General features: G+C 58.5%; 11 protein-coding genes. 6 read left to right on the plus strand and 5 right to left on the minus strand.

Annotation, left to right across the window (positions count from 1 at the left end; translation table 11 throughout):
- Nucleotides 1–90 precede the first annotated feature (90 nt).
- Nucleotides 91–2,142 (minus strand): methionine--tRNA ligase, encoded by a 2,052-nt coding sequence (metG, locus tag ACYX4K_RS01635; protein ID WP_475093831.1) that lies wholly within the window; start codon nucleotides 2,140–2,142, stop codon nucleotides 91–93.
- 217 nt (nucleotides 2,143–2,359) lie between these two features.
- Here metG and apbC point away from each other — a divergent pair, with 217 nt between their 5' ends.
- The 3 genes from apbC to ACYX4K_RS01650 all read left to right on the plus strand — a co-directional run bounded on the left by apbC (nucleotide 2,360) and on the right by ACYX4K_RS01650 (nucleotide 4,849).
- Entirely contained in the window at nucleotides 2,360–3,511 is a 1,152-nt protein-coding gene (gene apbC / locus ACYX4K_RS01640; RefSeq protein WP_476178748.1) for an iron-sulfur cluster carrier protein ApbC, read from the plus strand.
- Between the two features lie 177 nt (nucleotides 3,512–3,688).
- Nucleotides 3,689–4,096 carry a hypothetical protein gene (locus ACYX4K_RS01645; protein WP_475093829.1) on the plus strand — a complete coding sequence of 136 codons (408 nt, stop codon included), beginning with the start codon at nucleotides 3,689–3,691 and terminating at the stop codon, nucleotides 4,094–4,096.
- 369 nt (nucleotides 4,097–4,465) lie between these two features.
- On the plus strand, nucleotides 4,466–4,849 hold the full coding sequence (locus tag ACYX4K_RS01650) for a hypothetical protein (protein ID WP_475093828.1): 384 nt from the start codon (nucleotides 4,466–4,468) through the stop codon (nucleotides 4,847–4,849).
- 30 nt (nucleotides 4,850–4,879) lie between these two features.
- Here the strand turns inward: ACYX4K_RS01650 and trhO are convergent, their stop codons facing one another.
- Entirely contained in the window at nucleotides 4,880–5,890 is a 1,011-nt protein-coding gene (gene trhO, locus ACYX4K_RS01655; protein WP_475093827.1) for an oxygen-dependent tRNA uridine(34) hydroxylase TrhO, read from the minus strand.
- 209 nt (nucleotides 5,891–6,099) lie between these two features.
- Between trhO and ACYX4K_RS01660 the strand changes: the two genes are divergently transcribed.
- Together ACYX4K_RS01660 and ACYX4K_RS01665 are read left to right on the plus strand one after the other, a co-directional pair.
- Entirely contained in the window at nucleotides 6,100–6,366 is a 267-nt protein-coding gene (locus ACYX4K_RS01660) for an RNA-binding protein (RefSeq protein WP_475093826.1), read from the plus strand.
- Nucleotides 6,367–6,663: 297 nt separating this feature from the next.
- Nucleotides 6,664–7,284: a hypothetical protein gene (locus ACYX4K_RS01665; RefSeq protein ID WP_475093825.1), complete on the plus strand. Its 621-nt coding sequence runs from the start codon at nucleotides 6,664–6,666 to the stop codon at nucleotides 7,282–7,284.
- A gap of 93 nt (nucleotides 7,285–7,377) precedes the next feature.
- Here the strand turns inward: ACYX4K_RS01665 and ACYX4K_RS01670 are convergent, their stop codons facing one another.
- The 3 genes from ACYX4K_RS01670 to ydiJ form a co-directional block, all read right to left on the minus strand.
- The gene (locus ACYX4K_RS01670) at nucleotides 7,378–7,797 is read right to left on the minus strand and encodes a 3D domain-containing protein (protein WP_475093824.1); all 420 of its coding nucleotides are present in this window, start codon (nucleotides 7,795–7,797) and stop codon (nucleotides 7,378–7,380) included.
- A 651-nt stretch (nucleotides 7,798–8,448) separates the two neighbouring features.
- Complete coding sequence (locus ACYX4K_RS01675) at nucleotides 8,449–9,174, minus strand: tetratricopeptide repeat protein (protein ID WP_476178749.1); 726 nt, start codon at nucleotides 9,172–9,174, stop codon at nucleotides 8,449–8,451.
- A gap of 53 nt (nucleotides 9,175–9,227) precedes the next feature.
- Nucleotides 9,228–12,305, minus strand: a complete 3,078-nt coding sequence (gene ydiJ / locus ACYX4K_RS01680) for a D-2-hydroxyglutarate dehydrogenase YdiJ (protein ID WP_475093822.1) — start codon at nucleotides 12,303–12,305, stop codon at nucleotides 9,228–9,230.
- 212 nt (nucleotides 12,306–12,517) lie between these two features.
- Here ydiJ and ACYX4K_RS01685 point away from each other — a divergent pair, with 212 nt between their 5' ends.
- Nucleotides 12,518–13,555, plus strand: a complete 1,038-nt coding sequence (locus tag ACYX4K_RS01685) for a YbgA family protein (protein ID WP_475093821.1) — start codon at nucleotides 12,518–12,520, stop codon at nucleotides 13,553–13,555.
- Nucleotides 13,556–13,569: the final 14 nt, after the last annotated feature.

The following is a 13,569-nucleotide window of genomic DNA, read 5'->3' on the forward strand; positions in this document are numbered from 1 at the left end:
TGCCGATGAGGTTGCGGAGCAGGGAATGGCCCCTGAGGGCCGCCCGGGAATTAGACCCGGGACTTAAATAAGCCCCGGGAGAAAGTGGAATTACATCACCCGCATACCAGGCTGGGCGCCCTCGTGGGGTTCAAGAATCCAAAGGTCCTTGCCGCCAGGGCCCGCCGCCAGCACCATGCCTTCACTAACACCAAAACGCATCTTGCGCGGCGCCAGGTTGGCCACCATCACCGTATGCTTGCCGATCAGATCTTCCGGACTGTAAGCGCTCTTGATACCCGCAAACACATTGCGCGTCTCACCACCCAGGTCCAGAGTCAGGCGCAACAGCTTGCCAGCACCTTCCACATGTTCCGCATTGGCAATCAACGCAATACGCAGATCCACCTTGGCAAAATCATCAAATTCAATCTGCTCCGCCAGCGGATCGTCTGCGAGTGGGCCAGAGGCAGCCTTGGTCTCCGCCTGCAGTTGCGCCAGAGATTCCTTCGCCGCCTCCTGCATTGCTTCCACCTGAGTCTTCTCAACACGCTGCATCAGCGGCTTGAACTTGTTAATGGTGTGGCCCGCCAGCGGTACCGTCGCCGACTTCCAGTACAGCGTCACACCCAGGAAATCCTCGGCTTTTTTCGCGGTTTCCGGCAGTACCGGAGCCAGCCAGGTAATCAGTGCGCGGAACATATTCACGCCCTGAGAACAGATCGCCAGCACTTCGTCTTCCTTGCCATCTTCCTTCGCCAGAGACCAGGGCGCCTTTTCCGCAATCCACGCATTGGCCGCATCCGCCAGCGCCATGATCTCGCGTGTCGCGCGGCTGTATTCGCGCGCTTCAAAACATTCGGTAATACGCGGCGCCGCTTCCACAAACTGGTTCCACAGGGCCTCGTCGGCGAGCTCGCTGGCCAGTGCGCCGCCGGACTTGCTCACAAACTTGGCGGTGCGGGAAGCGATGTTCACCACCTTACCCACCAGGTCTGAATTCACCTTGGCAATAAAGTCGTCCAGGTTCAGATCCAGATCGTCCACACCTGCGGTCAGCTTGGCCGCGAAGTAGTAGCGCAGATATTCCGGGTTCAGGTTGTCCAGGTAGTTACGCGCATTGATAAACGTACCGCGGGACTTGGACATCTTCTTGCCGTTGACGGTGAGGAAGCCGTGCACGCACACCTTGGTGGGGGTGCGGAACTCCGCGGAGTCCAGCATCGCCGGCCAGAACAGCGCGTGGAAGTTGACGATATCCTTGCCGATAAAGTGATACACCTCGGCGGTACTGTCTTTCTTCCAGTACTCCAGCCATTCCTGGCTGTTTTGATCGCTCTTCTTGTCAAAATAGTTTTTCAGGCTGGCCATGTAGCCGATAGGGGCATCCAGCCATACATAGAAATACTTGCCCGGTGCATCGGGAATCTCGAAGCCAAAGTAGGGCGCATCGCGGGAGATATCCCATTCCTGCAGACCTTCGTCCAGCCACTCGGACAGCTTGTTCGCCACCTCGCTCTGCAGGGTACCTGAGCGGGTCCACTGCTTCAGAAAATCGGTGAATGCCGGCAGGGTAAAGAAGAAGTGCTCGGACTCTTTCTCGACCGGCGTTGCGCCGGAGATGGCGGAGACCGGATTGATCAGCTCGGTGGGGCTGTAGGTTGCGCCGCAGACTTCACAGTTATCACCGTACTGATCCTCGGCTTTACATTTCGGGCAGGTGCCCTTGATGTAGCGGTCTGCCAGAAACAGTTCTTTCTCCGGGTCAAACGCCTGGGTGATGGTACGTGAGGCGATATGGCCATTTTCACGCAGGCGCTTGTAAATCATCGCCGACAGTTCGCGGTTCTCGGCGGAATGGGTGGAGTGATAGTTGTCCACACCGATCAGGAAGCCGTCGAAGTCTCGCTCGTGCTCCGCCTGCATATTGGCGATGTGCTGCTCCGGAGTCAGGCCCAGCTGTTCGGCTTTCAGCATGATGGCGGTGCCGTGGGCATCGTCGGCGCACATGTACAGGCACTGGTTGCCACGGGCGCGCTGGAAGCGGGCCCAGATATCCGTCTGGATGTACTCGAGAATATGACCCAGGTGCAGGGAGCCGTTGGCGTAGGGCAGGGCACTGGTGACGAGGATGTTTCTGGGCTGACTGTCGGTGTGAGACATCATGGGTTCCAAAAGCTGCGAGATTAGTCTGTGTGGATTGTTTGAATGGTGCGGCGCCGGGGCCGGAAAAGTGCGCGGAATATAGCAGAAATGGGGGCTGTAAGGCACCCGGCAGCATCAGGGAACCGATAGGTCGGACGCTTGTCATCCGCGCACAGCTTGACCACAATGCCGCCCCAATTCCCCATTGCACATCTGTTCTAGCGAGGACACCACCGTGACCGATCACCATCAAGACCACAGCGACCTTTCTCCTGAAATCCAGGCGGGGCTCGAGCGGATCGCGGAGACCGTTGGCGCTCTGGAAGACCCGTTTACCGGCGAGGTCCTCGATGCCCTGGATGCGGACATTGAGGTGGGTTTTGACGACAGCACCGTGTATGTCGGTGTGACCCTTGGGTACCCCTGTGCCAGCCAGCAGCCCCATTGGGCACAGCGGGTGCAGGCGGCCTGCGAGCCGCTGCTACAGGGGGCACTGGCGGGCAGTGAAATTCAGTTTGATCTGTTTTCTGATATCCAGCGTACAGACGCAGGAGAGGTGCCGGACTCCCTGAGGGCGGTGAAGAACATTATCGCCGTGGCGTCAGGAAAGGGCGGAGTGGGCAAGTCCACCACTGCGGTGAACCTGGCGCTCGCGCTGGCCGCCGAGGGCGCTGCGGTGGGGTTACTGGATGCGGATATTTACGGTCCCAGCCTGCCCACCATGCTCGGCACTGAAGGGTTGCGGCCGGAGGTACAGGGCGGCAAGTTTTTTGTACCCATTCCGGCGCAGGGCCTGCAGACCATGTCGCTGGGGTACCTGCTGACTGAAGATACCCCGGCCGTGTGGCGGGGCCCCATGGCCAGCGGCGCCCTGAACCAGATGCTGACCCAGACCCTGTGGGGCGCTGGCAGCGAACATGGTGAGCTGGATTATCTGGTGGTGGATATGCCTCCCGGCACCGGTGACATCCAGTTGACCCTGTCGCAGAAGGTGGCTCTGGCCGGTGCGGTCATTGTGACTACACCCCAGGATCTGGCATTGGTCGATGCCATCAAGGGCGTAGAGATGTTCCGCAAGGTTTCTGTACCGGTGCTGGGAATTGTGGAAAACATGGCGCTGCATACCTGCTCCAAGTGTGGTCATGAGGAGCCTATTTTCGGCGCCGGTGGTGGCGACAGAATGGCGGCAGACTACGACACCCGTATGCTGGGGCAGCTGCCGCTGGCGATGTCGATCCGCCAGCAGACCGATGGTGGAAGCCCTACCGTGGCCGCGGAGCCCGAGGGCAAGGTAGCAGCGCTGTACCGTGAAATTGCTCGCGCAGCAGCGGCGCAAGTGTGGCTTGGTGCCAGCGACGATGGTATGCCGGAGATTGAACTGGATTGATCGCGTCAACAGGCGCCAGTACGAGGATCAGCCGGACCAATCCCAGCGTGGGGCTATACTCAGTGGCCGCAAATTACCGGTAGACACTGGGATACCCGACCTGAGGTCGGGGAGACGGCGGTGGAGCGTGTTTCTTCGTGAGACGCGCCTCCGCCCTGAATATATTGGCTCAGGAGAATGCAGTTGGGCTTTCAGGTTCGATTTAACGCAACGACGCGTGTGGTCAGTGCCATCTTTTTCGACCGTGTGGATGCGGCGGAAAAACGTGCGGCAGCCCGCCAGATGGCGGAAAAGTACGGGCACCTGCATCCACTGAATGTGCTGGTGGATGTGCGCCAGGCGGATATCGACATGTCCGTGGCCGAGCGCGAGGCGTTTGGCACCTACGTGGCCCATCTGCAGGGCGTGAAACACGGGCGCATCGCAGTGCTGCATGCGCCGGATTACAATGCCAATGTGGTGATTGACGGCGTAGCCCGTGCGGAAGGGTTGAACGTACTGGAATTTGTTACCGAGCAGGCGGCGCTGCAGTGGCTGGCGGAAGGCGAAAAGTCGCGCTCCACCGCGGGAGAAGTGCTGCGCTGATATCTGGGGGGATATTTCACCTGATCCCTCTGTCCCTCTCTGCGCGGACTCGTTCTCTGTATCGCCGCGAACTTAGTCCTATTCCCGGACTGGATCCTACTCCCTGAGCCAGACTTGGTACGCGCTGTGCACTAATTTTTCATACGCCGGTAGTACCTTTTGGTTATCGTTATTTCTCTCACGCATACTCCGGTGGGCGGTAGATCTCGGCAGCATTTGGACCAGTTTCACAAATATTAAGTGCAGTTTGGTTTTTTGTGCCAATTGAGAATCACTGGTCGTAATATTCGACCATGCTTGGTTCTGACATAAGAATGTTGTGGTTTTTGCTGTGGCGCTTCGCCGCGCGGGCAGATACGAGTAGTAGTTGTGAGTTTTCAGATCCGATACGACAAACAGAATCGTGTGGTTTCTCTAGTACTTTATGGAGAGGCCACCTTTGACAACCGCGTGCAGGCTGCGCGCCAACTTGTGGCGAAGTACGGGCATCTCAAACCGCTGCGGATTCTCGCGGATGCACGCAAAGTCACCAAGCTGTCCCTGACACTGAGCGAGCAGCGGCGCTACGGCAGTTTTGTTGCCAGTGTTCCGGAGCTGCGCGCGGCGCGCATCGCGGTGCTCAATAATGCTCAGCTGAATACCACGGCTGTCATGCGCAATCAGGCGCGGCAGGACGGCCTGGAGCTGTTCTCCTTTCTGACCGAGGCGGAAGCGCTGCAGTGGCTGGTCAGCACCGCCGAAGTCCCCAGTTGACTCCGGCAGTGAAGTTTATCGGGCGGTAATTCAGGCCTTGCGCGCTTGCTCTGCTTGCTGGCGGCGCAATGCCTGTTTGTGCTGGCGGCGGTTGAGTGTGGTGGCCTTGGCGTCTTCACCCAGGTGTTGCTCACCGCGAACTTTTGCCAGCTGGATCTGTTTTTCCCGCTCGCGGAATCGCGATTTGTCCGCCTCGGAAACCGTGTCGTGGCAGTGCGGGCAGCTTACCCCCTGCTCAAACAGTTCCGAAGCCATTTCCTCTTCGGTCACGGGCATGCGACAGGCGTTACACTGCGCGTAGGAGCCGCGCTCCAGATCGTGATTGACGGTTACCCGGTCGTCGAAAACGAAGCACTCCCCTTGCCACAGAGTCTCTTCCTTGGGCACTTCTTCCAGGTACTTCAGGATACCGCCCTGCAGGTGATAGACCTCGTCAAATCCCTGCTCCTTCATATACGCCGTAGACTTTTCACAGCGAATTCCGCCGGTGCAGAACATGGCCACCTTTTTATGCTTCTGCGGATCGAGGTGCTGTTTGACGTAGTCGGGAAACTCGCGGAAAGACGTCGTGTTGGGGTTTACCGCGTGCTCAAAGGTGCCGACCTGGTACTCGTAGTCATTGCGGGTGTCGATCAGCAGCACCTCCGGATCGGAAATCAGCGCGTTCCAGTCCGCGGGTTTCACATAGGTACCCACGGTGCGACGCGGGTCAATGCCCTCGACACCCATGGTCACAATCTCACGCTTCAGTTTGACCTTGCTGCGCAGGAATGGCATTTCCCGGGTATAGGACTCTTTGTAATCCAGTGTGGCGAGGCGCGGGTCGCTCCTGAGGTGGTCGAGCAGCGTGTCGATACCGGTGCGGGTGCCGGCTACGGTGCCATTGATCCCTTCGATAGCCAGCAAAAGGGTGCCGCGCACCTCGTTGTCGAGCATTACCTTGAGCAGGGGCTCGCGCAGGGATTCGAAGTCTTCGAGGCTGACAAATTTGTAAAGCGCACATACCACAACGGGCGTGCTTTCGGCGGCGGAAGCGGTCATTCTGGTGTCCTTTTGCAGGCCGGAGCGTAAATCCGGGGCATTCAGGGAAAGAGTGGTGAAAATTCGCCGCGCATTTTAACAAATTTCTCCCAGTGGGTCGTACACTTTTTCGACAGTGCAGGACGCTGCTTGACCACGGCTCGCCAGGACGGGTGCCGCGTTCAACCGGTTACTCACTTTTACTCCCCCTAGCCAGCGAGGTTACCCCCATGGCCGAAGACTTCACTTCCCAGGACTCCCCCCTGAGCCGTGCTTACAGTGACGGAAACCATACGGTCAGTATTGACATCTATGAGGATGGCGAGGGCGGCTGGCTTCTCGAAATTGTCGACGAGCACAACAACTCCACGGTGTGGGAGGATGTGTTTGAGTCGGACGACGACGCATTGCAGGAAGCGCTGGATGCACTGAAGGAAGAGGGTGTGGGCGCCTTCATTGGCCCTGCCGAAGAGAGTGGCAGCTGGGAAGCACCGTGACAGCACACTGATGGCGTGCGGCGGGGTTTAACCTGAGTGACCTCCGGTCACCAGAGCGTTTACAAATAAAAAAGCGCCGGGGCCAGCAGGAATGTGATGGCCTGCTATGGTTATACATAGAAGGGAATCGCGACAGTGTAACAGCACTACCCAATCGCGGCGCCGCCAAGGGCAGCAAGGAAAGTTGCCCTGGCGGTGCCAACTGGTCGCGGTCTGCAGATGTATTAAGTGTGGTTGCTCTGCGTGAAAATATTCCCTTACTGTCTATTACTTCCCCTGCTCTGTTTTTCATCCGCGATGCCGGCGTTTTCCGGTATCGAGCTGAAGTTGTCCGATGACCGGGTCATCGATGTGAACCTCGCGGAAGCGGAACTGATTTCAGAGCTCAAGGGCTACGCCATTATTGCCGGTCGCACGTGTGTCGACTGCGATGAGAATACGGCGATCTTTCTTGAAAAAATTGACGGCCCTGGTGATGAACGTCCGCTTCGTGATCAAGACAGTGACGATCCACCGGAGCCGGAGAAATTTTCCGCACCCGAAGATCGAAACCTTCCTCCCGCCGAGCGGCGTGATCGCTCCCAGGCGCAGCTGGAAGGCAATGAGGATGGCGTACTGAATGCCGACCTGTCGGGGGAGCGCTTTACGTATCCCGGTCAGTATCGCGATTACCTCACCAAGCGGCTGGTAGAAAAAACGCGTATGTTTTACGGCAAATGCCACGAAGATGGCCCGGCACTCCTGTGGTTGAGTGAATATCTCACGGACAAGGGCTGGGTTAAGGAGGAGTACCTTCTGGTGTTTCGCGATGAGGGTATAGAGCATCGTTACAACCAGACGTACCAGCCGAGTTCCTACTACATCAAAAACGAGGGTTGCCGCGAGGTGCCAGGTGTGGAAGTAACCACAGAGCCCTGATCGCCCCTGAAGCAACAAAAAAACCCCGCATAAGCGGGGTTCTTCTTGAACAGTGCTGGCAATGCCCTGTGTCGTTCAACGGATCGCGTTGAATTACTTCTTGTGATCCCAGATGATTTTCAGTTTTTTCTTACCCCACTTACGTGCTTTCTTGATGTCTTCTTCCATCCACACGTCGATGCGGTTTTTGTAACGCTTGTTCATCCGGTCGCGCACGGTGTAGGTACCGGGCAGGCCTTCGATTCGCACTTTGGCACCGTTCGTCAGACCGTGCTTCTCCAGGTCGCGGGACACCGCAATGATCTTGTCACCGGGGCGCAGACGGTTGTTCCAGGCCGCAGTCCAAGGGTCGTCATCGGTCTGGCCTTCAACGGAGTTGTAGGCGGTTGCGGTAACGGTCATGGATTTCTTGTTCTTCTCCGGGGATTTGATGGCGGCAAAGGCGTCGCTACCGGCCAGGGCCGCAAGGGAAGCTGCGAGTACGATGATGTACTGTTTAAGACTCTGTCGCATGTTTTCTATACCTCCGGAAGCGCTTTGGTCACAAACACTAGGTGTCCGTGTGGCTCCAAGTTGATTTCTTCATAAGTGATCAATGTTTGATCAGGGTGGGCAATATGACGGGGCTGAGGATTTGACGCAAGCGTGCCCAGAGAACCGTGAGGTCTTCGGAAAGATTCTCGTATTCCTGCGCTCGAATAGTCCAAAAGGTGTGTGGTAGGTGTAAATTTTGGGGCAATATCCCTGCCTGTGACCGCTTGATGACGAGCATCGAAACAATCGTTTGAATTTATTGGCATGTAATTCCTGACCATTAGATCAGGTTGACAGCGATGTCATCTAGGTTTGGTGAAAAAATCGACGATTTGGGCGCGGCGACCGGGAGTCCGCTGGAACAAAATTTTTTTACGCTTATTTGTGACTGATTGTCCGAAAAAGGGTGAAAAGTTTTGGTGACAGCGCTATAGAGGGGGGAATCACATGAAATTCCCCAAGTGCAGGCAAGGTCTAGCCTATTTACCTGATAGAAAACCCGGCGTTTTAGGCTGGGCAGCTCGTGGAACAGGCCGAACCACCGGGGAAAGTTGTACTATCGTCCAAGAATTTGGTTGCCATCGATGGAGTCCTATGGGGCGTGGTGCGGTCTCAAGAGGTGACTGATGATCAAATCGCAGTGCTGCCTGCTGGCTGCTGCGGATTGACCAGTTCGCGAAGTGCGGTCAGGTAGGCCTGGTCCTCTTCCAGGTCCGGAAAACCGTGTTTGCGATCCAGCGCCACGGCGCGCTCCAGCCACTGGATGGCTTCCTCCAGATTCCCCTGCCATTCGCACACCTGCCCGATGTTGAACGAAGTAATGGCGAGGTTTTGCCAGTCGCCTTCAGCGCGCAGTTCCTCGATAGCACCGGAGTACAGCTGGTAGGCGTTGCGCAGCATGACCGCGCGGTGAGTGGGGTTTTCCTGCAGTGCGGATTGCTGGTGGAAGGTGTGTGCAATGGCCGAACGCACCCGCGCTGCGGAGTGCTCAAATGGAATCCCCGGTGCGGACTCGATGTACTGGAGAACCGCTTCAAATTGACCGCGCGCCAGCGGGTACAGATCCGGCCGCTGACCGCCCAGGGCATTCAGGATGATGCCATAGCGGTAGCGCAGCTGATTCTGGCGGTGGGGCTGGGATGCCAGTTCCGAGATGGCGCGCTCATAGAGCGGGAGTGCCAGATCGTAATTGCCCTCCAGTGCGTACTCTTCCGCCTCCATGATCAATGGGGCGACTTCCCCGGGGCTGATTTCTGTCTGCGCCACTACCAGGGTCGGGAGAGGCGCGCAGAGAGCACCGAGCAGAAGGGCGAGGCGAATACATTGTGCGGGGCGGTATTGGCGCGAGCGCAGCATGGTCAGTCCATCTGAGTCGTTGCTTGCGACGCCGGGGTAGCGCCGCATGCAAGTTAGTGATTACTGACAGTAAACCCTGAATCTTCGATCTGCGCCAGTAGCGCCTGCAACGGATGGCGCAAATTTTTGTCCGCGAAACGCTTGCTCTGGCAGCGGCACGAGTATCCGGTGGCGAGTATCGCGCGGGAATCCCCTTGTAGTTTCGGGGCCCAGGACTGCTGGAAAATGGTACGGGAGGTTTCCCGGTTCGCCATTTCGTGGCCGTAGGTTCCCGCCATGCCACAACAGCCGGCGGCCTGGCTTTGGAGTTCTATACCCAGGGCGCTAAACACCTGTTGCCACTGCCGGGTGGAGCCGGCGGCGTTGGACTGCTCGGTACAGTGGGGCAGCAGGGTAAAACTACCCGACTGCAGGCGGTTCCTGTTCGTTGCCAGATGTTCGGTGTGCTGGGATAACCACTCCTGCAGCAACTGGACCTTGGGCGCCTTGTCCCCGAGCAGCTTCTGGTACTCCGCGCGGTAGGTCATGGTCATGGAGGGATCTACCCCGACCAGAGGTACACCGCTTTGTGCCAGGCTGTTGAGCATCGCGCTGTTACTGGCGGCGGTCTGGGCAAACTGGCGCAGGAAGCCGTGCACATGCAGCGGTTTGCCGTTGGCGCGAAATGGCGCCACCAGTGGATTGAAGTCCAGCAGTTTGAGCAGGCGCAGGGTGTCGGCCACCACATCCGCATCGAAGTAGCTGGTGAATGCATCCTGCACGATCACCACAGATTTGGCCCGCTGGGCGGGGCCCATGGCGCGCAGGTTCTCGCGGCTGGCGTAGGGCACGCCCAGCTCGCGCATCACCCTGTTCAGGCGAGTGCCTGAGATGCTCGGTGAGTCGGCAAGCCCGAGGCCGCGCTCCATGATCCAGCGCACCGGCTTGAGTTTCAGGGGCAGGTTGTACAGCAGCGGCACCCGCGCCAGGTGCGGCATGACAAATTCGAGGCCGCCGACAAAGTAATCCTTTACCGGGCGCAGGTAGCGGCTGTAGTAGAGTTCGAGGAACTTGGCGCGGAAGGTGGGCACATCCACCTTTATCGGGCACTGACCGGCGCAGGACTTGCACGCCAGGCAGGCCTGCATGGAGTCGTTTACCTCGTGGCTGAAGTCGTATTCGCCACGGGCGCGGGCCAGGGAGTTCTTGATACGGCTTGGCAGGCTAATAAGGAAAGACTGTTCGCGACTTTTTCGCGCTACCGCTTCCGGGTCCACGGAGCGGTCTGCCAGCAGGCGCAGCCATTCGCGTATCAGGGAGGCGCGGCCTTTGGGGGAGTGGATGCGATTGCGGGTGCCCTTGTAGGAGGGACACATGGCATCGTCCGGATTCCAGTTAAAGCAGGCGCCGTTGCCGTTGCAGTAAACCCCTTCGGAATAGCCTTCCCACACCTGCGCCGGAATCTGACGGTCGTGCTCGCCGCGGGTGGGCACCTCGTCGATCTTGAGCAGGCCGGAGGCGGCGCTGGGGGTGGCAATCTTGCCCGGATTCAGCTGATTGCGCGGGTCGAAGGCGGCCTTGATCTTCTGCAGTTCCGGATACAGTTCGCCGAAGAACTCCGGCGCGAATTCGGAGCGCACGCCCTTGCCGTGTTCCCCCCACAGCAGGCCGTTGTATTTTTTCGCCAGGCCCACCACTTTTTCCGTGATGATGCGCACCTGTTTGGCCTGCTCCGGGTCCTTCATATCGATGGCCGGGCGCACGTGCAACACACCGGCGTCCACATGGCCGAACATACCGTAGGCAAAGCCGGCCTCGTCGAGGGCAGCGCGGAACTCGGCGATAAACTCCGCGAGGTTTTCCGGCGGTACCGCGCAGTCTTCCACAAACGGAATCGGGCGCTGCTCGCCCTTGGCGTTGCCCAGCAGGCCCACGGCGCGCTTACGCATGCCCCAGATTTTGTTCACCTGGGCGTGGCCGCGGGCAATGGTGTAGCCAAAGCTCTTGCCCGGTTGGCCAATCAGGCTGTCCACGTGGGCGGTGAACTTGTTGAGCGCAGCGTCCAGCTCCTCTTCGGAATCCGCGGTGTATTCCACCAGGTTGATGCCCCGCACCGGCCTGTCATCCTGGGGGAAAAATTCGCTGACGTTCTCCCACACGATATCGCCCATGGCCAGCTGCAGCACCTTGCTGTCCACGGTCTCGATCGATGTGGGCCCGGCCGTCATCAGGTCGGTGGCGTCCTTGAGCGCATCCTGGAAGTGGTCGTAATTCAGGTTCACCAGTGCCGCGCACTTGGGGATCTTGAGCAGGTTGAGCTTGGCCTCGGCGATAAAGCCGAGGGTGCCCTCGGAGCCGCACAGGATATTGTTGAGGTTGAACTTGCCGTCCTTGCCTTTTTCCGTGTCCCTGATGTGTGCCAGGTCATAACCCGTCAGGCAGCGGTTCAGTTTGGGGAACCTGGCCTCGATCAGATCGCGCTTGTCGCGCTCCACGCTGTCGACGGTCTGGTGAACCCTGCCAGCGCGCGTGCCGCTGCTGGCGACCTCTGCCAGCTTCTCATCGTCGATCGCGTGGGAGTGCCAGAGCTCACCGCCCATCAGCACGGTTTTCAACTCCAGTACATGGTCGCGGGTCTTGCCGTACAGGCAGGAACCCTGGCCGGAGGCATCGGTATTGATCATGCCGCCGATGGTGGCGCGGTTGCTGGTGGACAGTTCCGGGGCAAAGAACAGTCCGTGAGGTTTCAGTGCCGCGTTCAGCTGGTCTTTGACCACCCCGGTCTGCACTCGCACCCAGCCTTCCTCGGCGTTGATCTCGAGGATGCGATTCATATGCCGGGAAATGTCCACCACGATGCCGTCGGTCAGGGACTGGCCATTGGTGCCGGTACCGCCGCCGCGGGGGGACAGCACCACCTTGTGGAATTCTTCCCGGTCCGCCAGTTCCATCAGCAGTTGCAGATCGTGAATATCTCGCGGGTACACCACCGCCTGGGGCAGTACCTGATAGATGGAGTTATCCGTGGAGAGCACCGTGCGGCTGGCGTAACTGGGGCTCGCATCGCCATGGAAGCCCTCCTGCTTGAGTGCTTTGAGAAACTGCAGGTAGAGCGCCTGTACATCGTTGATTTCGCGCAGTGCTGGAATCATTCCGGGCCCCGGGATCTGGTAAGACTGGTATATATAAGAAGGACTGGCATTTTAGCGGCGGTGGCGGGCCGCGCAACAATTACCGGGAATTTCGCCGGTTTGCGTTGGATTATTGCGGTGGGGCATGTGCATCGCCGGGTCATCCACTGTGCGGCCGGGGACGTAGAGTAGACTTAGAGAAGACGGAGAAAGCTGTCCGGGTGAGAAGACTGATGAAAATACAGCAGCAAGGTCGAAAAATCCCCATTGGCATCAGCCAGTGCGCCATGGGTGACCCGGTGCGCTACAACGGTGGTCACAAACACAGCAAGGTGTGTACCGAGCTGCTGAGTCAGTGTTTTGAGTATGTGCCCCTGTGCCCGGAGGTGGCCATCGGCATGGGCGTGCCGCGCAAACCCATCCACCTGCTGGTAGAGAAGGCCAGTGCGCCGGTGGATGCGGTGCGTGTTGTGGGGGTGGAAGATCCGGACGTGGATGTGACCGCGCCGCTGCGGGAGTACGCGGACTCGGTGGTACCCCAGTTGGAAAAGGTCCGCGGTTATATCTTTATGCAGAATTCTCCCAGCTGTGGCCTGCGCGGTGTGCGCCGCTACCTGGACAATGGTCACGGTATCGACAGTGAAGGGGTCGGCGTCTTTGCCCGGCGCCTACAGCAACAGTACCCCCACCTGCCTATGGAAGAGGTCGGACGGCTGAACAACAGTGAGCTGCGGGAGAATTTCCTCACCAGAGTGTTCGCATACGATGCCTGGTTCCGCTACGTCGAGCTCGATGAGAGCGACCCGCTCGAAGACACCACAAAAAACGCCTCCGGCCCTGCAACCGCGGCCTCCTACCTGGCGCGTATTATCGAATTTTATACCGCTTATAAATACCTACTATTGGCACACCATCAAGATAAAACGCGCGAATTGGGTCGACTGCTGGCGCATGCAAAGTCCATGGCAGAAGACGATCTGGCGTTCGAGGTGCGCGGGCGCATTATGGATATTCTCTCCCGTCCTGCTTCGCGTAAAGACCGTACCAACGCGCTGATGCACAGTGCCGGCCATCTGAGCGAATTCCTTGATAAGCGCGAGAAAGCAGAGCTCAGTGCGCTGATCGAGGAATACCGGTTGGGGCGCAAGCCCTTGTCGGCGGTGCTTACGCTACTTCGCCACTTTCTGCCACGCAGTCCACACAGCTTCATTCACAACCAGGTGCTGCTTGCAGCCGAGCCTGCAGAGCTGGGACTCTGCGATTTCCAGTAATCGAGCACCAGCAG

The organism is Microbulbifer sp. ABF4_107, assembly GCF_056312215.1.

Bases quoted from the DNA above. Each gene is read 5' to 3' on its own strand.
- ACYX4K_RS01660 (WP_475093826.1), top strand. From the start codon at position 6,100: ATGGCCGAAGACTTCACTTCCCAGGACTCCCCCCTGAGCCGTGCTTAC.
- trhO (WP_475093827.1), bottom strand. From the start codon at position 5,890: ATGACCGCTTCCGCCGCCGAAAGCACGCCCGTTGTGGTATGTGCGCTT.
- ACYX4K_RS01645 (WP_475093829.1), top strand. From the start codon at position 3,689: ATGCAGTTGGGCTTTCAGGTTCGATTTAACGCAACGACGCGTGTGGTC.
- ACYX4K_RS01665 (WP_475093825.1), top strand. From the start codon at position 6,664: ATGCCGGCGTTTTCCGGTATCGAGCTGAAGTTGTCCGATGACCGGGTC.
- ACYX4K_RS01670 (WP_475093824.1), bottom strand. From the start codon at position 7,797: ATGCGACAGAGTCTTAAACAGTACATCATCGTACTCGCAGCTTCCCTT.
- ydiJ (WP_475093822.1), bottom strand. From the start codon at position 12,305: ATGATTCCAGCACTGCGCGAAATCAACGATGTACAGGCGCTCTACCTG.
- ACYX4K_RS01685 (WP_475093821.1), top strand. From the start codon at position 12,518: ATGAAAATACAGCAGCAAGGTCGAAAAATCCCCATTGGCATCAGCCAG.
- metG (WP_475093831.1), bottom strand. From the start codon at position 2,142: ATGTCTCACACCGACAGTCAGCCCAGAAACATCCTCGTCACCAGTGCC.
- ACYX4K_RS01675 (WP_476178749.1), bottom strand. From the start codon at position 9,174: ATGCTGCGCTCGCGCCAATACCGCCCCGCACAATGTATTCGCCTCGCC.